At 49.0% G+C, this 24441-nt stretch carries 21 protein-coding genes; 4 read left to right on the top strand and 17 right to left on the bottom strand.

The genetic code is table 11. The features are described from left to right. Positions 1–2 precede the first annotated feature (2 nt). The 8 genes from ACG2F4_RS13780 to ACG2F4_RS13745 form a co-directional block, all read right to left on the bottom strand. A complete protein-coding gene (locus ACG2F4_RS13780; RefSeq protein ID WP_395261461.1) occupies positions 3–533 on the bottom strand; it encodes a DinB family protein in 531 nt (176 codons plus the stop codon). Continuing rightward, the gene (locus ACG2F4_RS13775; RefSeq protein ID WP_395261460.1) at positions 526–1353 is read right to left on the bottom strand and encodes a lysophospholipid acyltransferase family protein; all 828 of its coding nucleotides are present in this window, start codon (positions 1351–1353) and stop codon (positions 526–528) included. The genes ACG2F4_RS13780 and ACG2F4_RS13775 overlap by 8 nt, the downstream gene beginning before the upstream one ends. Beyond that, on the bottom strand, positions 1322–2083 hold the full coding sequence (locus ACG2F4_RS13770) for a GNAT family N-acetyltransferase (RefSeq protein WP_395261459.1): 762 nt from the start codon (positions 2081–2083) through the stop codon (positions 1322–1324). The genes ACG2F4_RS13775 and ACG2F4_RS13770 overlap by 32 nt, the downstream gene beginning before the upstream one ends. A 243-nt stretch (positions 2084–2326) precedes the next feature. Continuing rightward, a complete protein-coding gene (locus ACG2F4_RS13765; protein ID WP_395261458.1) occupies positions 2327–2686 on the bottom strand; it encodes a hypothetical protein in 360 nt (119 codons plus the stop codon). A gap of 4 nt (positions 2687–2690) precedes the next feature. Further along, positions 2691–3440: a ParA family protein gene (locus ACG2F4_RS13760; RefSeq protein ID WP_395261457.1), complete on the bottom strand. Its 750-nt coding sequence runs from the start codon at positions 3438–3440 to the stop codon at positions 2691–2693. A gap of 325 nt (positions 3441–3765) precedes the next feature. Further along, complete coding sequence (locus ACG2F4_RS13755) at positions 3766–4398, bottom strand: sigma-70 family RNA polymerase sigma factor (protein WP_395261456.1); 633 nt, start codon at positions 4396–4398, stop codon at positions 3766–3768. Positions 4399–4474: 76 nt separating this feature from the next. Beyond that, entirely contained in the window at positions 4475–5539 is a 1065-nt protein-coding gene (gene holA / locus ACG2F4_RS13750) for a DNA polymerase III subunit delta (protein ID WP_395261455.1), read from the bottom strand. Between the two features lie 395 nt (positions 5540–5934). Continuing rightward, a complete protein-coding gene (locus tag ACG2F4_RS13745; protein WP_395261454.1) occupies positions 5935–7431 on the bottom strand; it encodes an asparagine--tRNA ligase in 1497 nt (498 codons plus the stop codon). Between the two features lie 366 nt (positions 7432–7797). Here ACG2F4_RS13745 and ACG2F4_RS13740 point away from each other — a divergent pair, with 366 nt between their 5' ends. From ACG2F4_RS13740 to ACG2F4_RS13730, 3 genes are all read left to right on the top strand, one after another. Next, positions 7798–9096 (top strand): pyridoxal phosphate-dependent aminotransferase, encoded by a 1299-nt coding sequence (locus tag ACG2F4_RS13740; protein WP_395261471.1) that lies wholly within the window; start codon positions 7798–7800, stop codon positions 9094–9096. A gap of 311 nt (positions 9097–9407) precedes the next feature. Beyond that, a complete protein-coding gene (locus ACG2F4_RS13735; RefSeq protein WP_395261453.1) occupies positions 9408–10751 on the top strand; it encodes an ammonium transporter in 1344 nt (447 codons plus the stop codon). Positions 10752–10866: 115 nt separating this feature from the next. Next, positions 10867–11553: a TorF family putative porin gene (locus tag ACG2F4_RS13730; protein ID WP_395261452.1), complete on the top strand. Its 687-nt coding sequence runs from the start codon at positions 10867–10869 to the stop codon at positions 11551–11553. Positions 11554–11751: 198 nt separating this feature from the next. Here ACG2F4_RS13730 and ACG2F4_RS13725 read toward each other — a convergent pair whose 3' ends face one another. The 9 genes from ACG2F4_RS13725 to rimP all read right to left on the bottom strand — a co-directional run bounded on the left by ACG2F4_RS13725 (position 11752) and on the right by rimP (position 22725). Continuing rightward, positions 11752–13017, bottom strand: a complete 1266-nt coding sequence (locus ACG2F4_RS13725; RefSeq protein WP_395261451.1) for a M16 family metallopeptidase — start codon at positions 13015–13017, stop codon at positions 11752–11754. A gap of 144 nt (positions 13018–13161) precedes the next feature. Then, a complete protein-coding gene (gene pnp / locus ACG2F4_RS13720; RefSeq protein ID WP_395261450.1) occupies positions 13162–15294 on the bottom strand; it encodes a polyribonucleotide nucleotidyltransferase in 2133 nt (710 codons plus the stop codon). Positions 15295–15439: 145 nt separating this feature from the next. After that, entirely contained in the window at positions 15440–15709 is a 270-nt protein-coding gene (gene rpsO, locus ACG2F4_RS13715; protein ID WP_395261449.1) for a 30S ribosomal protein S15, read from the bottom strand. A gap of 98 nt (positions 15710–15807) precedes the next feature. Further along, positions 15808–16746: a bifunctional riboflavin kinase/FAD synthetase gene (locus tag ACG2F4_RS13710; protein ID WP_395261448.1), complete on the bottom strand. Its 939-nt coding sequence runs from the start codon at positions 16744–16746 to the stop codon at positions 15808–15810. A 2-nt stretch (positions 16747–16748) separates the two neighbouring features. Further along, entirely contained in the window at positions 16749–17480 is a 732-nt protein-coding gene (gene truB / locus ACG2F4_RS13705; protein ID WP_395261447.1) for a tRNA pseudouridine(55) synthase TruB, read from the bottom strand. Positions 17481–17485: 5 nt separating this feature from the next. Next, positions 17486–17860 (bottom strand): 30S ribosome-binding factor RbfA, encoded by a 375-nt coding sequence (rbfA, locus tag ACG2F4_RS13700; RefSeq protein ID WP_395261446.1) that lies wholly within the window; start codon positions 17858–17860, stop codon positions 17486–17488. A gap of 61 nt (positions 17861–17921) precedes the next feature. Continuing rightward, entirely contained in the window at positions 17922–20861 is a 2940-nt protein-coding gene (gene infB, locus ACG2F4_RS13695) for a translation initiation factor IF-2 (protein ID WP_395261445.1), read from the bottom strand. 121 nt (positions 20862–20982) lie between these two features. Continuing rightward, complete coding sequence (gene nusA / locus ACG2F4_RS13690; RefSeq protein WP_395261444.1) at positions 20983–22239, bottom strand: transcription termination factor NusA; 1257 nt, start codon at positions 22237–22239, stop codon at positions 20983–20985. Between the two features lie 24 nt (positions 22240–22263). After that, complete coding sequence (rimP, locus tag ACG2F4_RS13685) at positions 22264–22725, bottom strand: ribosome maturation factor RimP (RefSeq protein ID WP_395261443.1); 462 nt, start codon at positions 22723–22725, stop codon at positions 22264–22266. A 923-nt stretch (positions 22726–23648) separates the two neighbouring features. Between rimP and ACG2F4_RS13680 the strand changes: the two genes are divergently transcribed. Continuing rightward, complete coding sequence (locus ACG2F4_RS13680; protein ID WP_395261442.1) at positions 23649–24113, top strand: DUF192 domain-containing protein; 465 nt, start codon at positions 23649–23651, stop codon at positions 24111–24113. Positions 24114–24441 lie beyond the last annotated feature (328 nt).

The raw sequence follows: 24441 nt of genomic DNA, 5'->3' as shown, positions 1-24441 counted from the left end.
GCTTACCCCGTCGGCCGGTCTTGCAGCTGCGTTTCGTAGCGGAGGGTGGAGGGAGCCACGCCAAAATATTCATCCGGGGTGTAGCCCTGAATTCTGAGAATAATCGCTATTAACGCGTAATGGTGTACCGTATGGCTTATCATAAACTGAAGTTCCCGCCCGAAACTGGACCTGCTCCAGCAGTAATCTCCGCGTTCGCCAATTTCATTGTTTTTTATCAACAGTTTTTGATCCGCACCAGCTGTTAAGGCTTCAAGCTGACCGGCGACCTGCTGTGCGACCGAAATGGCATGCAAGCGGTCGGTTTCAAGCTCTTCGTCCCGTTTGCGTGCATCGTAGTCGACCCTGCCCTCGGAATGGGACAACAGGGCGATATAGTGCTCGAGCACGTGCCGCATATGCCGACCGACACCACTTTTGTGATGGGGGGAGTCAACATTTACGTACAGGTCATCGCTGATATCATCTAACAGCGAGATTCCCTGCTCTACAAAATGAATGTTTGTGGCTGCGAGTGCTCCTGCTTCATTCATATATTTTCTGCCTGCCTTTTACTACCGGTCGAAATTGATCGCTGACGCGCCGGTGCAACCGCCGGGCCAGTACTTTCCTGTCGTTGTCACTCACTTTTTTACTGCCGAACTTAACAACCGCACGGATTGAAGGCAATGTGAGCATCTTGAAAAAATGGTCCAAAAATGTCATGTCTCCCCACCAGCAGACCCACTCCTCTGCGGATTTCTCTGAGCCGGGTGTGGCGTAAGTAATTGATGCGTAAGATACAGGAAAATTCCGAGAGGCCGCATACTGGAGCAATGAAGATTTAAATCTTTTTACCTTCTCCCCTTTGGTAGTTGTTCCCTCCGGGAAAATGATAATCCCCTGCCTGCTGCTAATATTTTCCTCAATCAAACGATTTACCCTGGGAATATCTCTTTTCAGCGTCCGGTTGATAAATATGACATTGATGTCCTGGGCCATTCGACCGAGCAACGGCCATGACCTGACCTCGCTTTTGGCCACAAATACACAATCCGTGGTGATAAAAAAAGGAAGAACATCCAGGTAGCTGAGATGATTGCACACCATAAAGAAAGGAGGTTCGGGAGGCATTCCCTCCACTTCAATATCCAGGCGAATAATGGCAGCGGCACTTTTAGCCCACCGGCGGACCATCGCGTTGCGCCATGTAATGGAATCTCTGCCTGCAAGTAACAGGAAGCCTCTTCCCGCCAGGTATCCCAAATATAGTCCCACGGTAACTGTAAAAAAACCTACGGAGCGGGCCAAGACCCTCAGGTATGCCATCTGATATTTTTTGCTACTTGAAAAAAAGCGTTCGCGTTCGTTCATCCAGTGCCTCGGTATCAAGTATAACAAGATAATCAATTGTTTTGAACTCTCGATCGATAGCCGGAGGACTACAGACTTTGGCCCCGAGATCCATGTAGAGACGGAAAAGCTGGGGGAGTTTCACTTTTTGGGAGTCAACAGGATCGAAATCTGCAGGCGGGCACCGGTAGTCTGGCCTGGTTGGCACGTACAGCTGGCCATGGGTCAAGTTGTTTTGCTCCAGGTATTCCATCACCAGCCAGGCTTCCCGGGGGTCCTGGCTGGTGATGGAACAGCAGCCAAAAAGATACCGACTGTCGGTATGCGTCATATATTTTGCAATTCCCCGCCACAGCAGGTACAATACACGCCCGCTGCGGTGCTCTTTATGGATGCATGCGCGCCCGACCTCCACAGATTTTTCCAGAATACTGGGGGGAAGGGAATGTATCTGATACTCGTGCTCGGTATAAAACCCGTTGTTCTGCCGGGCCATGGCATGCGTTTGCATACGATAGGTGCCGATAACTGCACCACTGCTCCGCTCAATCACCACCAGGTGGTGACACTGCCTGTCATAGGGATCGACATCGCGTTCCAGCTCGTACGATTTGTCCAGTCCCTCACCGAGCTCCAGGTTAAACACGTTAAAACGGAGACGCTGGGCCGCCTCCAACTCACGTTCATCCCGGGCAAAGCGTACCAGGTAGCGGTTGTTATCTACCAGATTATGAGGAAGCCCCTGCATCATATCAATTCATTGATCTTCGAAACGCGGGCTTGGCACCCCGGTCTCGTGAAGCACCAGACCCTGAACAAAAAGATATCGAACAGATATCACAAAATGGTGACCAAGTCACAAATCGTAAATAAAGCAGAAGTGCTATAAAGGGCAATAAACCGGACACGTCGCTGCGCTACTTAAAGAATCGATTATGATCGTCTGTCTGGTGCTGCTCTTCCCATAATTACTGAATGGAAGTAAGGAATCGCGCTACCGGTGGCCATGGCGTTCAAGCCAGGCCTTCAACGCCCTGCTGACCAGCGTGGAGTAATAACTTCCATTTTCATCCGCTATATTTTTCAGGCGCTGTACAAGGTTGACCTCCAGGTAATAGCTGACCACCTTTTTTTCAGGCGTCTTCTCCTTTTCGTCGTAGGGTTTAAACGCATCCGGTTCCCCCTCTTGTTCCTTATCCAGTCGGATACTGATCTTCTCCTCCTCTTCGCTCTCACTCTCCGGTATCTTTTGTTTTTGGGGACGAGCGTTTATATCACGGATAAATGAATAACTCGCGGAGTTGACATTAAATCCGATCGGCGTACTACCTAAACTCTTCTTCTTATTATTCATGGGATTAATGCCCATTTTTAATCTCTTTAGCCAACGCCATATAATCCTGTGCCCCATAGCTTTCCGGAGCGTATTCAAATATTGTTTTATGGTGGCTGGGAGCCTCGGCAAGCGCCACATTATCCCGTATCAGTGTCTCAAAAACCTTGGCGCCGAAATAATCCCTGATATGTCCCACCACCTCGTTATTTAAATTCTTGCGGCCGTCAAAAAGGGTACAGATGATGCCTGATATCTCGATGTCGGAATTCAGGCGCTGCTTTACCACCTTGATTACATCCATCAGTTTTGACAGCCCGTGGAGGGCCAGATATTCAGACTGAAGGACAATAAAAATTTCACTGACCGCCGTAAGGGCATTAAGCGTAAGCAGGCCCAGGTTGGGCGGACAATCGATCAGCACGTAATCATATTCATTCAGGTTGTCGAGGCTGTGCTTCAGGAGCGTCTCCCGTGCCGGTTCATTGGCAAATTCCATCTCTGCCCCCGACAGGTCGATGGACGCGGGCAAAATGTCAAACCCATTGTGACTGATCAGTGCCTCCTCGGGTGGTGCACTGCCCTTTAAAACGTCATAAATGGTTTTGTCAATACGTTGAGAGTTCATCCGCAGCGAATAAGTTAAATTCGCCTGGGGATCGAGGTCCACAAGTAACACTTTTTTCCCCTGCAGGCACAAGCCGGCACCCACATTGATCGTTGATGTTGTTTTGCCTACCCCGCCCTTTTGATTGGTAAAAGCGATAGATCTCATAGCCGTCTGTAAATTGTTTATTTAAAACCGTTTGTAGATGTTTCTTCTGTCTTCTTTTATTAAAAGAAAGCAAACAAAGAATTTTGTTACAAACTTTATAGAATTCTAATGTAATAAATCGTAAAACGCCTGGAATATACTGTATAGCCGGTGGAAAAATTACGTGTTTCCGTGGTTGAAACCCCAAGGTTTATTATTAGGGCTTTATTAAAAGGATTTTCGAAACCGATGTTTTGGCCAACACCTGTATTTTTGCAAATCTCTCTAAAATACAAAAGGCGTCCCATTTGCATGAGACGCCTTGCTGCCGTTGGTAATCTTTCTTTTACATTTGACTATAACGCGGCTGCGATTCGGGCTTGGGGTATACATACTGTTCAAGTATCTCCTGCAGCTGGGCCCGTCCCCGGTTGATCCGCGATTTAACGGTGCCCATCGGATTTCCTGTCATTTCTGAAATCTCTTCATAGGAAAGTTGCTGAATATCGCGCAGCACCACCACTTCCCTGAAGTTTTTATTCAGCTTCATAAGGGCTTTCTTTAGCTGCTTAATGCACATTTTTTCGTGCAGGGAATCGTCTTGCAGAATACTGTTGTCCTCCAGATCCATTTTTCGATCTTCCGGGTCACCCGGATCTTTGTGAATGGTCACAGTCGTCATCCTCTTCTTTTTCTTATACAAACTTTTGGCAAGGTTAAGTGCGATGGTATACATCCAGGTCGAAAATTTGGCAATTCGTTCATAGGAATGTCGGCTTCGGTACACCCGGAGAAACGTCTCCTGCACCAGATCTTCGCAGTCCTGGTGGTTGTGGGTATAGCGATAAAGAAAGTTGTGAAGGCGGTCGGTGTACCGTTCAACCAGCAGGTTAAATCCCTCTTCATATCCTGCCTGAAAATGTTCCATCAGATCTTCATCACTGTAATCTTGCAGTTGGCTTCGTGTAAGAGCTTCCATAGTCGGAATCCCCGGTTTTATGTTGCGATTCACTCGTTTAAAGCGAAAACCAACGGCCCGATAAATACAGATCGAATCAGTTGATAATTCGCTTGATCAACAAGAGAAGAATCGTCGTGGGATCCACGGAGGTAAATCCTTTGGCAGCGCGGTCGGCGTCAAGCAGTGCTTCGAATACGCGAGGCATATCGCGAAGCTCATATTTCGAGGCATCCTGCCAAAGCTTGTTGAAGTACCAGCTGTTGCTGACTCCCATCGCTTCCTGGATTTCTGCCTTGGTATTACCCTTGGCGGCAAGACGTCGAATCTGCCAGACATTTGAAAACACGCTGTAAAAGAACCCCACGGTACGAATGATTTCTCCCGTGTCTGTCTTAGAGTGTTGCAACATCTGTTCCGCTATGAAAAGCGACTGCTCCAAATCACGTGAAAGGAGGGCATCTTTGAGCTCAATCGCCCCATACTCTCTGTAAAGGCCGATAATTTCTTTAACGTCGCTTTCGTCAATATTTTCAGAAGTGTCTACAAAAGTACACACTTTATCTATTTCTGTGGACACCAACTGCAGGTTTTGACCCACAAACTGGGCCAGCATCTGGGCGGCACCTGGAGATATTTTTTTGCTGTGTTCGCGCTGTGTCCACTCAATGATCCAGTCGGGCAGCCGCCAGTCGGGGATCTCCTTGAACTGGTAGAAGCCCACATTCTTATTTTTCTGAATTGCTTTCCCAATTTTGGTCCTCCCGTGCGGCTTCTTGGAATCAAAGATTACCAGCAGAGTGGTCGGATTGGGATTTTCCAGATAGGGCAGCAGGTCGTTGACAGTGCCACCCCGGCCGTCGGACGATGCGGTGGCAGTGCCCAGGTTGCCGAAATCGCGGAGTACCACCACGCGGTACTCGGCCATCATCGGATAGCTTCGAATCACCGAGAGAAGTTTTTCAGGCGTAATATCCCGCCCGTAGAGAAGATCAAAGTTGAAATCCCGGTTCGTTTCGGGAACAAGCGACTCGGTAGCCTTTTCCAGCCGATCGAGAAAGAACTCCTCTTCCCCGCAGAAAAAGTATACTGGTTTGCGGTCATCGCTCTTGAGCGCCTGCAGGGCATCCCGAAATTTTTCTATGCTGGTCTTTTTAGCCATGGCTGGGAAAATCTAAATTAGTCAGTCCAAAATCCATTTTTTCGACTAAAAATGATTGAATTTGAGAGTTGTTTTCCTGCGGAAAAACAGAGTTACATGCTAAAATTCGCCACGCTTAGCTATACGACAACAAGCTTATAGCATTTGTTAACCATGTTCCAAAGGCCGAAGATCAACCCTTTTTTCGATCCGGTTTCGTTCAAAATAGAGAGGCCCACCCAGTCAATATGTTCTTTTAACGCCCGTCTTTATCTTTAGGGGCCTTTGCAGAACCTGCCATTTTGTTGGGAGGCGGTTGTTCCACCGACCTTGGCGACCTTTTAACGGGAGCACAACTCCCTCAGAACGAGGAATTGAGGGTTTGGCAAAGCCCTTTTTTAGAAAAGAGGAATGCATTAAGGGCGCAGCCGACCCAGCATCCGGGGAAATGGAATCGTCTCACGCACGTGATCGAGTCCGCAGAGCCATGCCACGGTGCGCTCCAGTCCCAATCCGAAGCCGGAGTGCGGTACGGAACCATAACGGCGTAAATCGAGGTACCAGTTGAAGAGATCTTCCGGCAGTTCGTGCTCCTCAATCCGCTTTTTCAGGGTTTCCAGGTCATCCTCGCGCTCACTGCCGCCGATGATTTCGCCGTAGCCCTCCGGTGCCAGCACGTCACAGGCCAGGGCCAAATCTACATCTTCGGGATCCCGTTTCATGTAGAACGCTTTGATTTCGGCCGGATAGCGATGCACGATAATCGGGGTTTCGTACTGCATCATAAGGATCGTCTCGTCACTGCCGCCGAAATCGGTGCCCCATTCAAAATTCAGCGCCGACTCTTTCCAAGTCGGGATATTGCGCAGATCCTCTTCAATCTGGTCCATCCGCTCGGCAATCTCCCGAATGCGTTCATCGATCTGGGCTTTGCGCCACTTTTTGGCCGAGCCCCGCTCCTTCCGGATCTCCTCTCGCTCCTTCTCCAGCTCGCCGTATTCCTGCTTTCGATCCTCCGTCATCTGTTCCAGCAGGGCAGCCGTTTCATCGCTTTTGAGGGTCTCAACAGCCTCGGAATAGGAGATGCGCGGGAACTCATTATTTACAACCGACTCGAGGGCCGCTGTATCCCGTTCTAGAATATCAAGCTCTCTGGAGCGTCGGTCGAGCACCTGCCCCACAATCGCCTTGATAAAATTCTCTGCCAGATCCATATTCATCTCCAGGTCGTAGTAGGCCATCTCCGGTTCCACCATCCAAAATTCAGTTAGATGGCGGCGCGTTTTACTCTTTTCGGCACGAAATGTGGGGCCAAACGTGTAGATGAGTCCATGTGCCATCGCCATCGCCTCCCCATACAGTTGTCCGGATTGTGTGAGATACGCCTTTTCATCGAAATATTCCGTTTCGAACAGCGTGGTGGTGCCTTCGGCGGCGTTGCCTGTAAAAATCGGGGCGTCCATCTGAACAAAATCGCGCTCCTGGAAAAACCGGTGAATTGCCCAAATAATTTCATTGCGCACCCGCATGGCGGCCCACTGCCGCTGGGAGCGCAGCCACAGGTGGCGGTTCTCCATCAAAAAATCGACCCCGTGCTCTTTGGGAGTGATCGGGTAATCCTCGGCGATCTGGTGAACCCTGATATCAGAAACGTGCATTTCGTATCCCCCGATACTGCGCTCGTCCTTGACAATCCGGCCGGTTACCTCCAGCGAGCTCTCCTGGCGCAGGGAGTCTGCCGCCTGCCAAACGTTTTCAGCCACATCCTCCCTTGAAACAACGCACTGGCAGATGCCGGTGCCGTCCCTCAGCTCCAGGAAATACAAGTTTTTGCTGCTCCTGTAGTTATAAACCCACCCTTTGAGCGTTACATCCTGATCTTCGTGATCGGCTAGATTTTTAATATAGATCATTGGCACCAAATTTAGCTGATTTTTTACAGTCGTTCATGTATGTGAAATGCCGGGTAAATTGAGGCAAAATGTATCCAAGAATAGCAGTTATTACAAATACAATCAAAGGAACAGGTAGCGGGTTTTGATGGAACCGGGGTTAACGGAGTACAACTCCCTCGGAACGAGGAATGGAGAGTTTTGCAAAGCCCTCTTAAAAGGGGCTGGAACATCGGGGTATTTTTCCTTTTAATTGACCGCAATAGTTTTTAATCTTGGAACTTATTTGTATTGTCGATATATGAATTGGAAAACGATTTAAGCAGATATTCAGCTCTAATGGCTTTCAACAAGAATATTGTCCTGGAATCTAAAGAGGACGGAAAATTGCGACGGAGTATTTTACATGACGGATCCGGTCAGCTCACCTACGAGATCCGGGAAATTGTTGCGTTCGCCAATAAAATAAAGGAGCTGGGTGTCTCTATAACGTGGGAAAATATCGGCGACCCCATCAAAAAGGGAGAAAAGCTGCCCCGGTGGATCAAGGATATAATTATTGACCTGGTGGAAGACGACAGCAGCTACAGCTACAGCACCACACAGGGCAATCCCGAAACCCGCCGTTTTCTGGCAGATTTGGTCAACGAGCGTGGAGGCTGCCAGATTACCGAAGATGAAATTATCTTCTTTAACGGACTCGGGGATGCCGTCGGCAAGATATTTGGCTACCTTAAGAGGGAAGCCCGGGTTATCGGCCCCTCTCCTGCCTACTCTACCCACTCCTCGGCTGAAGCGGCCCACTCGGGGTATAAACACCTGACCTACAAACTTGATCCCGATAACAACTGGATGCCGGATATTGAGGATCTCAGAAACAAGGTGAAATACAACGATTCGATTGCCGGTATGCTAATCATCAATCCCGACAATCCCACGGGAGCTGTATATCCCCGGGAGGTGCTGGAGGAGATGGTGGCTATTGCCCGGGAACACCGGTTATTTATGATCTGCGATGAAATATATGCCAACATTATCTACAACGGGTCGGATACCGCTTCCTTGAGCGAGGTAATCGGCGATGTACCCGGCATGGCGCTGCGCGGAATTTCCAAAGAATACCCCTGGCCGGGTGCACGCTGCGGTTGGATCGAGGTCTTCAACCAGGACAAATACCCGGCGTTCCAGACTTATATAAAAACACTGATCAATGCAAAGATGCTGGAGGTCAGCTCCACCAACCTGCCCCAGCTCTCCATTCCCCGGGTGATGGGAGATCCGCGGTACCGAGACCATCTGGAGCAGCGCAAGCAGATGTTCCGCGATCGCGCGCGGCAAGCCTACGAGATCTTTTCAACAGTGGATGGAATCCAGGTTATCAAACCGCAGGGTGCTTTTTACATGACGGTGGTATTTGACGAAGAGATCCTGGACAATACGCAGTACCTTCAGATAGATGATCCCCGTATCCGCGAACTGGTTGAATCCAACGTTCTGGAGGTAAAGCTGGACAAACGATTTGTCTATTACCTGCTCGGGGCCACCGGCATTTGCGTGGTACCTCTCAGCGGATTTGCCAGCAACAGAAACGGGTTTCGCCTTACTCTCCTGGAAAACGACCCCGATACGCGCACAAAAACCTGGAATACGATCGCCGCAAATATCGAATCCTACCTTTCCTCTTAATTTTTATTCGATTTATTTGTTGACTTCCTAATTTTTTTAGGGGATATTTGCATTCGATTTAAACGAAACAAATAAAATACATCGACGAAAAAGCAGATCTGAGCCCCGTTACAGCATTTTAGGACCGCCCTTCTCTTCTCCTAATTAATTTATGTCGTATAAAACCATTTCCTCAGTTAGTACTGACCAAAGTAAAAATTAATTTATTTTTTTAGTTGACAATTAATTTTAAGCTAAATACTTTAGGAACTGTTTTGAGAGATCAAAACAACTTTAGGTTAAAACTCAATCTCAACTAAACTAACTGGACAATGATTAAATACTGCATACTGATCCTGTCATTTTTATTGACCGGGGTAACAAGTGCATTTGCTGCAGAGTCCGCCGCCCTTCAGGACGCTGTCACGCAAACCAATATCAACTACGTTTGGACTATTCTTGCCGCAATTCTGGTCTTCTTTATGCAGGCCGGGTTTGCACTTTTGGAAGCCGGGTTCTCCCGCTCTAAAAATGCAGTCAACATCATTATGAAAAACTTCATGGATGTTGGTGCAGGCGGATTGGTCTTCTTTATTCTTGGTTTTGGCCTGATGTTCGGTACCTCCGCCGGAGGGTGGATCGGTACGGACGGGTTTTTCCTTTCCGGAATTGAAGGTCAAGATCAAACATGGACCTGGGCATTTTTCATTTTTCAGGCCGTATTTGCGGCAACCGCCGCTACAATTGTGTCAGGAGCAGTGGCTGAACGGACGAAATTCACTGGCTATCTTGTCTTTTCGATCCTGATTACAGGTGTAATTTACCCCATTTTCGGGTCTTGGGCCTGGGGTGGTCTGTTTAATGGAAGCGGGTGGTTGGAAAACCTCGGCTTTATCGACTTTGCCGGTTCTACGGTCGTACACTCGGTAGGTGGATGGGCAGCACTCGCTGGTGCCCTGGTCGTGGGACCCCGCGTCGGCAAATATGATGAGAACGGTAATCCCCAGCATATTCCCGGTCACAGTCTGCCTTTTGCCGCTCTTGGAGTGTTTATCCTCTGGTTTGGCTGGTTCGGGTTCAACGCCGGATCTACCACGGCGGGAGATACAAGCATCGCCCTTATCGCCATGAACACGTTCCTTGCAGCCGGTGCCGGTGCCACATTTGCCATGATCGTCACCTGGTTGAAAGATGGAAAGCCGGATGCCCCGATGACGATTAACGGTGTACTTGCCGGACTGGTGGGTATTACCGCTGGTTGTGCAAATCTTAGCCCGGGGTTCGCAATTATTGCCGGGGCCATTGCAGGTATCATCGTTGTGTACGCCTCCGAATGGCTTGAGAAGTTCGTTGACGATCCTGTAGGCGCCATCGCCGTTCACGGAGTTTGTGGTGCATGGGGAACGCTTGCAGCCGGACTTTTTGATACGACGGCCGGACTTTTTGGGACCCAGGGATTCGCTCCCTCTATCATAGGAATCCAGCTGTTGGGTATTGCAGCCGCCTTCTTGTGGACCTTCCCGATTAGCTACGTCCTGTTCAACATTATTAAGTCTACGGTCGGACTTCGCGTCAATGGAAAGCTTGAAGCGAGGGGACTTGACCTCCACGAACACGACAACCGTGCCTACCCTGAATTCGTTGGAAGCGACGAATTTATCGAGGGTGAAATCTAATTCTCACAAAAAAGAAGTCGACGGGAGTTTACTTGGCGGTTACTCCCGCCGGCTTCACATAAATGTTCAACCACTGTACTAACCAATGATTAAACATTCTATCACAGGAAATATTATGACTAAGAATACCAACAACAAGTTTTTTAAATATTTATTGACCGGACTTTTTGTAGTTCTTTTTAGCATACAGTTCAAACCGGTTCAGGCACAGGAACTGGACACGGGAGTGGATCTCTACAGCACCTATGTATGGCGTGGTGTTGCGTACTCGGGTCCCTCCATTCAACCATATGTTGAATTCAGTTCCGGAGGATTTGCTCTTGGTGCCTGGGGTTCCCAGGGGATCGACGGCTCGGTAGCGGACGGGACCGTTGGTTTTCAGGAAATGGACCTCTATACCGGCTACACCTTCGATTTCGGATTAAGCCTCGGGGTCACCGACTACTGGTACCCTGGAGCCACTACGCCCTTCTTTGAGGAGGACAGTCACGCCTTTGAATTAAATGGCGGATACACCGTCGGCGATCTCTCCCTCTCTGCAAATTATATTTTCGCGGGAGGTGGATCTGCCGGTGATGACGTCTATTTTGAACTGGGCTATTCTGCCGGTGGAGCCGATCTTTTTGTCGGTGGAGGTGACGGCTGGCACTCCTCGGATGGAGAATTCGATATCGTTAATGTCGGTATCGGCACTTCAAAAAATATCGAGGTTACCGAGAGCCTGACCGTTCCGCTCAGTGGATCGGTTATCCTGAATCCGGACACCGAACAGCTCTATATCGTTGTTGGAGTGTCTCTATAGACCGTTAAATAACGTTACCTGATGGGAAAATTTTATCATTTTCCCGTTCAACCACACATCCGCTTGCAGTACTTAACCGTCTGTGGGCGGATGTTTTTTATATCTCGATTATTTGCCAACCGACCCGGGATTCACAAAAACAGCATTTTTCAGAGCACCCAATCAATTGCGAATTATCCGGCTAAAAGGTATCCTCCATCAATCTGCACCTTCAGGTATTAGCAACGCTTCAGAATAGAGTTCTGTATTAAAGAAATTTTCTGCAAAAGCTTTGATCTCCCCCGCTTCCACCTGGTCGATCTCCGCGATCAGCTCATCGATTGTGATATAACGGTTATAATACAGTTCGCTTTTCGCCAACCGAGACATCCTGTTGCTCGTACTTTCCAGCGACAGCACCAGCTTTCCCTTCAACTGCGCCTTGGCTTCCTGCATCTCCTGTCCGCCGATGGTCTCCTCCTGTAATTTCCGGAGCTCTTTATCGATTAATTCGCGTACGTGATTCACATATTCCAGATCGGTTCCCACATAGATTCCAAACAACCCGGTATCCTTGTAGGACTGGTTAAACGTGTTGATTGAGTAGCAGTAGCCAAACTTTTCACGAATATTCTGGTGCAGCCGGGAGCTCATCCCCCCTCCCAGCACGGTATTGGCCAGCAGCAGCCGGTATTTGTCGCGGTGATCGAAATCCAGGCCTCTTCGCCCCACAATCAGGTGGGTTTGCTCGATAGGCTTGGTATAGGTCTGCCGCTGTGGTTCATACTCATTCAGGGGTTGCTCCTGCTCCTTTTTCTCGCGTGCCGGTAACTCCCCGAAGTACCGGCTCACCTCATCCACCACCCGTTCATGCTCCACGTTGCCGGCAACTGCCACCAGCAGATTCCACGGCTGGTACCGGTCATCCATATAATCGTACAAGTCGCTGCGGTCAAAACTTGATACGGTGTCTTCATAGCCGATCACCGGCCGCCCGAGCGGGTGATCCTTGAACACGCTTCCACTGAACTCCTCAAAGAGGTAGTCATCCGGGCTGTCGCGGTACATTTTCATCTCCTCGATGACTACTTTTTTTTCTTTTTCAATCTCCTCTTTTGGAAATGTGGGATGAAGTACCATATCGGCAAGAACATCCAGGGCGCGATCAAGCTTCGTATTCAGACATCGGGCATAGTAGCAGGTATATTCTGATGAGGTGAATGCATTCAGATACCCGCCCACCGATTCCATGCTCATCGCTATATCATACGAAGAGCGGCTTTCCGTACCTTTGAACAGCATATGCTCCAAAAAATGGGTAATCCCCGCCTGGGCGGCGGTCTCGTTTCTGCTCCCCGTTTTGACCCAGATGCCGGCAGTAACGCTTTTTACGCTTTCGATATTTTCGGTAACGATCGTCAGGCCGTTATCAAGATCTGTTTTTTCAACAAAATCAATTTCATTCACATTGCGCATTGAGGTCATAATAAATCTCTACTTATTCTCTACTCTGTTTTTTTAATGATTTACCGTCTGTGCAGTGGCATTTAATTTATAAAAAAAGCCGTTCTTTCTGAGATCAGAAAGAACGGCATCCGTTTTAGGTGTGAAATTAACTAAACAAAAAGCTTACTCTTCATCGCCGTTTTCAGGAATCAGTGCTTTCCTGGACAGTCTGAGTTTACCGCCCCGTTCTACTTTGAGCAGCTTTACGTCGAGCTCGTCACCGACAGAAAGCACATCACTTACATTTTTGACATGAGAGTGATTGATCTCAGAGACATGAAGCAGCCCATCTTTTCCAGGTACAATCTCAACAAAAGCGCCGTAATCTTTGATCGCCTTCACCGTACCGTGGTAAATAGCTCCCTCTTCGAGGTCACCGAGGATCTCCTTGATACGTTTCTGGCAGGTCTCGGCCTTCTCAAGGCTGTCGGCGGAGATGGTAATCAGTCCCTTGCCGCGCTCTTCATCTTCCTCCACGTGAATTTCCGTGTCGGTTTCGCGCTGCAGACCCTGAATCACTTTGCCTCCCGGCCCAATAACGGCCCCGATGTCATCGGCATCGATCTCCATTTTGAGCAGTTGCGGTGCAAAGCGCGAAAGCTGCTCGCGGGGTTCGCTGATGGTCTCACTCATTTTATCCAGAATATGGAGGCGTCCAACCCGCGCTTGCTCCAGTGCACGCTCGAGTACTTCAAATGAGATGCCCTGCACCTTCATATCCATTTGAGTGGCAGTAATCCCCTCGCGGGTCCCTGCCGTTTTAAAGTCCATATCGCCCATAAAGTCCTCTTCACCACGAATATCAGAGAGAACAACCGCATTATCATCATCCCCAACGATCATTCCCATGGCGATGCCGGCCACCGGCTTTTTGATAGGTACACCCGCATCCATCAGGGCCATCGAGCCGCCACAAACAGAGGCCATCGACGAGGAACCGTTGGATTCGAGAATGTCAGATATTACGCGGATGACATAGCCAAATTCATCAAACGAGGGCATCATTTTCTTTAATGCGCGCTCTGCAAGGTGACCGTGGCCGATTTCACGCCGTCCCGGTCCCCGCAGAAATGCCGTTTCACCCACGCTGAACGGGGGAAAATTGTAATGCAGGAAGAAATGTTTGGCCTCTTCGTTAAACAGCGTATCTACGGCCTGCTCATCTTTCTTGCTGCCCAGGGTTACCGAAACCAGCGACTGGGTCTCTCCCCGTGTAAAGATCGCCGAACCATGTGTTCGGGCCATATATCCCACTTCCGTCCAAATATCGCGGATATCTTCCGGGCTGCGACCGTCAATTCTGCGTTTTTCATTTAGTATCAGTCCGCGGAGTTCCTCTTTTTCAATATCCTTGCAGATATTGCGGATCGTATCTTCCTCTTCGGCCAGCTCTTCATCTTCTTCCACCAGCTTGTCAACCGTTTCATCTTTAACCGCCTTCAGCCGGTCGCTGTACTCCTCTTTTCCAAGTCCGGTGGTGACGATATCGTGAATTTCCGGCTGAGCCAGTTCGTAAACCCTGTTCTTGAGCTCTTCATCGACCTCTTCCGGCTCAAACGAACGCTTGGGTACGCCAAACTCCTCGCGCAGCTGTTCCTGGAACTCGCACAATTTTTGAATAGCTTCATGCCCGGCTTTGATCGCTTCGAGCATTTCCGCCTCGGAGATCTCCTCCATCTCCCCCTCCATCATAATAACGCTGTCGGCTGTACCGCCAACGATCATGTCGATGTCACTTTCTTCCAGTTCGGAGATCGTGGGATTGATGACAAACTCTCCGTCGATGCGGCCTACTCTCACTTCCGCCATGGGCCCGCCTTCAAACGGGATGTCGGAAATATGCAGTGCTGCCGAAGCTCCTACCGCACCAAGCACGTCACCATCATTTTCGCCATCTGAGGAGATTACCGTACAGATAATCTGGGTTTCATTGTAATACCCATTGGGAAACAGGGGGCGAATAGAGCGATCGATCAGTCGGCTGGACAGGATCTCCTTGTCTGAAGGCCGCCCCTCGCGTTTGATAAATCCACCGGGAAATCGTCCGCCGGCCGAGAAGCTCTCCCGGAGATCAACCGTTAGCGGGAAAAAGTCCTGTCCCGGTTTTGCTTCCTTGGCACTTACAGCGGTACACAAGACCATTGTGTCGCCCATACGTACTACAACTGCACCATCTGCCTGTTTGGCTAAGCGGCCTGTCTCTATTGACAGTGTCTTACCGGGTGCAAACTCAATATTTTTTACTTTTTGTTCCATAATTTTATCTGCGTCAAAAATTCAAACTAACATGTTTAAAGGCCTTTTCTAACCTGCCGCCGGGGCAAAACCATATATAGTTGCTGGCCATACCATACATAGAAAAAAGGCACGTTGAAACAACGTGCCCCGGCTTTAAAGAAAATTATTTTCTGAGTCCAAGTTCGCTGATTAGCTCACGATACTTTTCAATATCCTTCTTTTTCAGGTAGTTAAGCAGGCGACGCCGCTTTCCCACCATCTGAAGCAATCCACGTCTGGAGGCGTGATCCTGCTCATTCTCTTTCAGGTGCTCGGTCAGTTGGCTGATTCGTTCAGTGAATACGGCAATTTGCGCTTCGGTTGAGCCCGTATTCTCCTTGGAACCGCCGAACTTTTCTATAATCTCTTCTTTTCGTTCTTTCGTTATTGACATCTGCTAGTGATTCTTAATTATTCAGTCGTTAAGGATAGATACTTTTACCTCAATATTAGCCAACAAAGATAAACTATATACAGATCGTTTGCAATATTTCAGGCATTCTTTAATATGGCAATCGATTGTTCCTTGTCCTTTCCAAGCTGGGTTATTAATTCCTCCACCCCGTTGAATTTTGTTTCATTCCTGATCCGCTTTACAAACCGTATCTGGATGGTCTTGCCGTAGATCTCCTTGTCAAATTCAAAAATATTGACCTCAAGGGTTCGTTTATCCTCCCCGTTGAATGTGGGACGGGTCCCGATGTTCATCATTCCGCCATACCACGTTCCCTCCACGCGCACTTTTACGGCGTAAACCCCGTCTCTCGGAATGATCTTGTTGGGATGCTCCGGCTTTATATTCGCGGTGGGATAGCCGATCTCTTTCCCGCGCTTGTCTCCGTGGATTACGGTGCCATTCAGCATATAATAGCGTCCCAGAAGGTCCGTCGCCAGCTCTATGTCCCCATCCTCGCTGATAGCGCGCCGTATGGCCGTGCTGCTTACCGTTTTATCGCCGACCTCCTGTTTGGAGACTACATAGGCATCGAAACCGAGCCGGTTACCCAATTTTTCGATGGTCTCAATGGTTCCCTCCCGGTTGCGGCCAAAATGGTGATCATAACCGATGACGAATTCTCCTACTCCGATCTTCTTGTAGACAATATCTTCAACAAATTCTTCGGAACTCAGCAGGGAAAAATCGCGGTCAAATGGAATGACGACCATCTTGTCGATGCCCAGGTCCTCCAGTATCTCGCGGCGTTCCTGAAGCGTCGTCAAAAGCTTGATTCCCTTTTCGCCGGGACTTATGATTTCTCTCGGATGCGGGTCAAAGGTCACGATAACACTGCGGGCGTTTCTTTTTTCGGCCTTCTTCAGGACGGTCTCCATAAGAACCCGGTGGCCTTTATGCACCCCGTCAAAAGTACCCACGGTTACCACCGAATTTAGATCACGTTCCACATTTTCCAGGAATACGAGTTCTGCCATAGTTATGATAATTCCATGTTGCCAAGTTCATCAATTGTAAGTGCATCGCTATTTGAATAGTCGCCGATAGCTGTTCGTTCCAGTGCGGAAAGGTACGCCAGACTCTCCAGGTAGATGCCCAGATCGTGAGCCATTGAGCGGATGTAGGTCCCCTTTCCACACCGAATTCTCAGTTTCAGCACCGGAAGATTGAAGTCGAGGATTTCGGTTTGATGGATCGTGACCTGCCGGGCATGGCGTTTCACCTCTTTTCCCTCCCTGGCCAGCTCGTAGAGCGGCTTTCCCCCGTACTTGAGAGCCGAATACATCGGGGGGACCTGCTCGATGGTGCCTGAAAAATGAGTTTGGAGTATTTTCTCGATGCGCTGCCGGGTAATATGTTCGTACGGTGCCGTTTTTTCGATATCGGTTTCAGCATCGTAACTGGGGGTAGAGCCACCGAAAGTGATCTCAGCGGTATACACTTTTTCCAGGCGCTGCAGCTGCTGAATACTTTTGGTCGCCTTGCCACAGCACACAATCAGCAAACCCGTTGCCATCGGATCGAGGGTACCGGCGTGGCCGACCTTTTTAACATCCAGCGCTTTGCGTAGATATTTAACCACATCGAAACTGGTCCACCCTTTCGGCTTATTGACAAGAAAAGCAGCCCCGGAATTATAATGATAGGACGAGGTGGGAGGATTAGATTTTGAAAAAAAGGTGAGCTTGGAAAGCGGAATACCTCTGCCCATGACCCCTATTCCTGTTGATCATTATTACGTTGCTCGCGCTCACGTCGAATTTTTTCAAACAGATTCTCCATTTTGTTTACATAGTCGGCGGTTTCATCTTTCACAAAATTCAGTTCCGGAATTTTACGAACCTGGTGGCGAATTTTCGATGCCAGTTCCTTCCGTATGGCCGGCAGGTGTTCCTCAAGATGATGGTAGATCGCATCCTCATCCCGCCCGGGCGCATAAATACTGATAAACACTTTGGCTATCATCAGGTCTTCCGTCATACGTACGGCTGTAACCGTGATAAACGTGCCGGGTTTCTGGTACTGCCGTTGAATGATATTCCCGAGATCACGTTGTATTACCGCTCCCAGCCGTTCAGTTCGAATACTCATTGGTGAATTTATTTTTTTTAGAAAAGCTTATCCGTGGGGTAAAACCCGGACCCTGCACCGATCAGCTGCTTTTGCGGGCATCTTCCAAGGTTCGTTTCTCTTCGACAACCGCGTAGTTTTCGATGACGTCTCCGACCTTAAGATCGTTGTAGTTGACGATGCTGATACCGCACTCATAGCCGGTCTGCACCTCTTTTACATCTTCCTTAAATCGCTTAAGCGAGTCGATCTCACCGTCATAGATAACGACACCGTCACGAACAATCCGCACCGGGTTGTTTCTGACAATCTTGCCATCGGTTACGTAACAGCCTGCGATGGTTCCGACGCTGGAGACTTTAAAGATTTCCCGGACCTCAGCATTTCCGACAAGTTTTTCAGAAATTTCAGGCGACAACAGCCCTTCCATCGCATCCTTGACTTCTTCAACGGCATCATAGATAACGCTGAACAGCCTGATGTCGATCTCTTCCTGTTCGGCAACACTGCGTGCATTCGAGGTTGGCCGCACCTGGAATCCAATGATAATAGCATCGGAAGCGGAGGCGAGCAGAACATCAGATTCGGTAATAGCGCCCGCCCCGGTATGGATAATATTGATTCCCACCTCTTCGGTACTCAATTTTTGGAGGGACCCGGAGAGCGCTTCAATAGAACCGTCCACGTCAGCCTTGATAATAATGTTGAGTTCAGAAACCTCGCCAAGCGCCATTCGCCGCGACAAGTCGTCGAGCGTAAGGTGTTTGGTCTTGCGAAGCTCCTGCTCCCGCTTGATCTGCTGGCGCTGATTGGCGATCTCTTTTGCTGTTTTTTCATCCTTCGTAGCCACCAGCTTATCCCCGGCCTGCGGGATGTCATCAAAGCCCATCAACTGGATAGGGGTAGAAGGACCGGCATGCTCCACGCGCGCTCCGTGCTCATCTTCCATGGCGCGTACACGACCGAAGCAGGGCCCGGCAATGAACGGATCCCCCACATTGAGGGTGCCGTTTTGTATCAGGACGTTGGCCACTGTTCCTTTTCCTTTGTCGACCCTGGATTCCAGAACCACGCCATCAGCCCGGCGATCCGGGTTGGCTTTCAGCTCCATCAGCTCAGCTTCGATGAGTACCTTCTCCAGCAGGTCGTCGATGCCTTCGCCGGTTTTGGCTGACACCAGTGCCGCCTGGTTGGTACCGCCGTATTCCTCGACAATCACATCATGTTCTGCCAGCTGCTGCTTGATCTTATCTGGATTGGCCCCCGGTTTATCCATTTTGTTGATAGCGACAATGATGGATACACCAGCCGCTTTCGCATGGTTAATAGCCTCGATCGTCTGCGGCATCACGGCATCGTCGGCCGCAACAACAAGAATAACAATGTCGGTGGCTTGCGCCCCGCGAGATCGCATCGCGGTAAAGGCCTCGTGACCCGGCGTATCCAGGAAGGTGATCTTGCGCCCGTCATCAGTCTGAATTTCGTAGGCACCCACGTGCTGGGTAATACCGCCGGCCTCGCCTTCGGCCACCTTGGCCTTCCGGATATAATCGAGCAGCGAAGTTTTACCGTGATCGACATGCCCCATCACGGTAATAATGGGAGCCCGGGGTTCAAGATCTTCCGGGTCATCCTCTTCAAGTTCAATTTCTTCAATCATCTCATCGGCGTCGACAAACTCCACTTCCTTGTCATACTCTTCGGCGACAAGTTCAATGGTGCTGGCATCCAGGCGCTGGTTGATAGAGACCATCATGCCGAGATTCATGCAGGTGGTGATCACGTCATTTGCTTTTACTCCCAGCAGATCGGCAAGATCACTTACGGTAACAAATTCGGTAACTTCAATTGTGTCTGCTTCCAGCTCTTCAAGTTCGGCCTGCAGCTGTTCTTCCTCCTCACGCTCCTCGCGGCGTTGACGACGTCTCTTCTGCCGTTTACTGCCTACCGTTTCGGAGGATTTCATCTTCTGCATGGTCTCGCGCAGCTTCTTCTCTACATCGTCCTCATCAACGCGATCTCTGCGACGGCTTCTCTTCTTTTTACTCTTCTTATCCTTCTTCTTTTTCTTGTCCTTACGCCCTTTGGATGACTCATCGTCATCATCGTAACGGTCTTTTTTGCGCTTCCTTTTTTTCCTGCGCTTGCCAGAGCTCTTGGAACCCAGATTTACTTTTCCAACGACCCGCGTTCCTTTCAGCCGACCCGCCCGGCCTCGTATTATTCCCTCTTCGTCTTCCTCCTCGTCCTCCTCTTCTTCACTTTCATCTTCATCCTCGTCGTACTCTTCATCATACTCGTCCTCGTCCTGATCGCCGGCCTCAGCTTCCGTATCAGTTTCATCATCTTCATCGCCGGTATCTTCATCTTCGTCTTCGGCTGCTGTTATTTCAGGCTTTTGATCTTCAGCGACCGTTTTTTCAGGCTTCTCTTCTTTTTCTTCCAGTTCTTTGGCCGACACTTCTTCGGCAGGCTCGGCTTCCGTTTTATCCTCTTTCTCCTCTTCTTTTGCAGTCTCCTTGACTTCAGATTCAGCCTTACCCTCTTCCTGCTCTTTTTCATCATCGGGCAGGCCGGATCGGGCCTCGACCTTCTCCTCTTCAATATCTTCGTCTGCTTCTTCCTGAACCGCTTCAACGTCCTCCTGCTCCTCATCGTCGTCTTGAGGCTTGAGACCGGCTATCGGCTCCTCTTCAACTTCTTCATCTTCAGGTTCAAGCGGAAGGTCTTCGTCAATAGGTTCGAGAAAATCCTCGATGGAAACGCTTTCATTCCGGCTGGCCTTGATCTGCTCACGCCGGCTTTCATACGCCTCTCGCGCTTTTTCATGCTCCCTGCTGCGTTCCTTGTCGGCCCCATACACCTCTATCAACACCTCGTACATTTCAGAGGTGATTTTGAAGTTTGGCTTGTTGTCAACTTTAAAGTCCTCTTCCCTGAGCGTATCTACGATAGACTGCGTAGACACATTAAATTCCGAGGCTACTTTAAAAAGCTTTTTTGGCTTGTTGTTTTTGGTCATAAAAATATTTTATCGATATACCTGAGTAGCTCCGTAAGATATTCAGATATAAAGTGTATTTAAAGTAATTTAGAAAAAAGTATTCACCTGTTTTCAAATACCGACGAGGGAGAGTTACAGGCTATTCCTCATCTTCAAACTCATAGGCGATAATATCAATAATACGCTCAGCCTCCTGTTCATTTATTTTTCCCTCCGTGCGCCGGACAATCTCCTCCTCGTCCAGTTCAAGTACGGCACGGGCGGTATCGCATCCGATATCGTGGAGCAATTCGATCACCTGCGGACCAAAGTCGATTTCAAATTCCTGCAGATCGATGTCATCCTCCTCTTCCACTTCACGGTAGACATCAATTTCTGTGTCGGTCAGTTTGGAAGCCAGCCTTATGTTAACGCCCCCCTTGCCGATCGCCTTCGACACCTCGTCGGCCGGCACCAGAACATCAGCGTGCGAGCCGTCGGAGCTTAATTCCACACGCAGAACCTTGGCCGGCTGCAGGGCCCGCTTGATGAATTCGTGCTTGTCGTCAGTATAATTTATCACATCAATATTCTCATTTTGCAACTCGCGGACGATCGCATGGATCCGGATCCCCTTCATGCCCACGCAGGCGCCCACCGGGTCAACCCGTTCGTCGTGCGAGCGCACCGCCACTTTTGAACGGTCTCCGGGCTCGCGGGCGATCTCCACCAGCTCAATTATGCCGTCATATACTTCCGGAATCTCATTTTCAAACAGGCGCTCCAAAAACAGCGGGGATGTTCGGGAAATAATAACCGCCGGGGTTCCTCCCTGCCGACGAACCTCCTTGACCACCGCCCGGATCGTATCTCCCTTGCGGTACCGGTCTTTGTAAATCTGTTCACTTTTGGGAAGTACCAGCTCCACCCCGTTGTGATTGACCAGGATCTCCTTGTTGCGCACCTGGTATACGTCACCGAGCACAATTTCTCCGACCCGATCGCTGTACTCCTCAAAAATATTGTCCTTTTCAATCTCCCGGATCCGCTGGGCCAGCTGCTGGCGGGCCATCATTACCGCCCGGCGGCCGAAGTCCTGGATTGAAATTTCCTGGGCAAACTCATCATAGAGTTCGAGATCTGGATCGTGTTTTTGAGCCTCTTCAAGAGTGATTTCGGTAACTTCGTTGGTGAACTCCTCCCTGGGCACCACCTCGCGGATGTGAAGAATCTGGATATCGCCTCGGTCGGCGTTGATGATCACCTCGAACGCGTCATCATTCTCATTGTATTTTTTCCGAATCATGGTCCGGAATACATCTTCCAGGATGGAGAGCAAAAGATCCTTGTCGATATCTTTATCTTTTGCGATCTCGGCAAATGACTGTACAATCTGTTTTGAAATATCGTTGTCCATGTATTTAGCTCCTCACTCTAATCTCTAATTAATCGATGGAATGATCTTGGTTTCTACCAGTTGATCAAACCCGATGGCCTGGGTTGAGCCATCTTCTTTCTCAACAAAAATAGATGTTTCATCAATTTCCCGGAGAATCCCTTCCACCTTACGGTATTCTCCATCTGATTTGTATTTAATCCGTGCCTTTCTTCCCCTGTTTTTGGGATACTGGCGCCGATCCGTCAACGGGCGGCTCAACCCGGGGGAAGAGACATTCAGGCGATACTTTCCATTTATAATTTCGTGTGCATCCAGTAAAAAACTCAGTTCGTTACTTATTTCTGCGCACTCATCCATATTGACACCGCGATCTTCGGCATCAATATAGACCCAGATTATGGTTTCATTTCCGCCTTTTACCTCGGCATCCACCAAAAAGAAATCGGTTCTTTCAAGAACCGACTGGGCCAACTCTTTCAGTTGTGCAATAACCTCGTTTGTCACCGTTCTTCGAGCTTTAAGTACAAAAAAAAGTGAGAACCTCCCGGCGCTCACTTAAATGGAACGTAAGATACCCTGAAAATGGCTAAATTACAACTACGACCCCACCTGGCCGCTCCGCCTCAATACTGAAGGATCTCAGCAATTCTGCCAAAAGTGATTTCAGGCGAGCTCCGGGCCCGCGGTTTAAACCGCAGAGCCAAAACCGGGGCCGGGGGTGGCAACAAGCTTCCATATATACAAATTGCCGGGATATCTGCGTCGCACAACCATTTAGCTCCACTCTAACCCCGGCTTCAATTTTGACAGAATGCTTTGGAAAATCAGGATTTTGTACAATACCACAGCCTGAGCGCATTCGAAATCGCAGTTTATGCCTCATAAATAAGAATTTCGAATACGCGAAAATACCGGAATTGGGAAACAACGGGTTTACAAAGCGCTCTTGACAGGTGCAAAGCCTGTTTAAATCATCCCTGAATATTTTTTATTGATTTAGGGCCGGGAATAGCTAATTTGTACACCTCGTTAGCTGTAAGACGTACTCTGAATTAGTGAATTGCTGAATTTCAGTTAGTATACTATACGGATGAAAAGGTCAGGATTTTCTCTCATTTTAGATTGCCCCGGTTCGGGAGCTTTGCAAAGTCCGCCTTTACAAGGGGTGCTGAATTCCGGATCATCTCAACCCTTGTTGCCAGGAAATAAAAAATACGGAACACTTTTAAGATGACAGGTATGAGATAGGTGATGTGCAAAAAACCATCTATTTCTCTCCTGTTAAGTAGCAGCACAGGGACCTTCTGATTATCCGGATTAATGCACCCAATATGTTTTAAATGAATTCAAAATACGACTGATACACCGCCATGATTATTAGCTTGATCAGCAGGATGCGGTCTTTCTGCCCGCCCGTCCTCAAAAAAATGCCTCTGCTTCTGTTTCCTTTACTGATTCTGGGATGCCACTCCCAAAAGTCGGACCGTTCAAACGAATCTCAACAACGGGGACGTACCCTCGATTATACCCGTCAGGTTACCTTTCTGAGCTCATCAGGCGAATCCATTGTCACCGTTGATGTGGCCGTGGCCGACAATGACGCTGAACGCAGCGCCGGTTTAATGGATGTAAACCAGTTGCCGAAAAACAAGGGCATGCTGTTCATCTTTGACAACGAAGAGCCGCGCAGCTTTTGGATGGCAAACACCCCGCTTTCTCTGGATATTATTTTTATTAACGAGAAAATGGAGATTGTCCGTATCCATCACAACACCCAGCCGTTTACTGAAAACAATTTTGTGTCAGAAGAACCGGCCAAATATGTGGTAGAGGTCAACGGTGGCTTCTGTGTAGCTCATGATATCCAGGAAGGGATGAGCATTACGTTTTGACAGCGGGCATTCCAAGAGAGCCGTTAAGAGGACCAATGCAAACCCTTAGCCCGGATTTCTCACGAGTATGTTGGATAAACATCATGTAACTTCATGGATGACCATAACTTATCCCATTTCTTACTGCCCAATTATCATTACAGTCTGTGATAGGCGGCGAAAGTGGCCTTTCAGCTGCGTTGAAGGACAAATCACCGGCTCAACGTACCAACGTACGCCTGCACGGCCCTTTGCCTTGCTGAAAAACAAATTTCTCGGTGATAAATCCGGGTTAGTTCCTCGTTCTCAGGGAATTCTACTCCCGCTTAAAGGGTAATAAGGTCGGTGG

Source organism: Halalkalibaculum sp. DA3122 (genome assembly GCF_043951865.1).
In the GTDB taxonomy this organism is placed as follows: domain Bacteria; phylum Bacteroidota; class Rhodothermia; order Balneolales; family Balneolaceae; genus JAMQKA01.
This window is presented reverse-complemented; position numbering and strand designations above follow the sequence as displayed.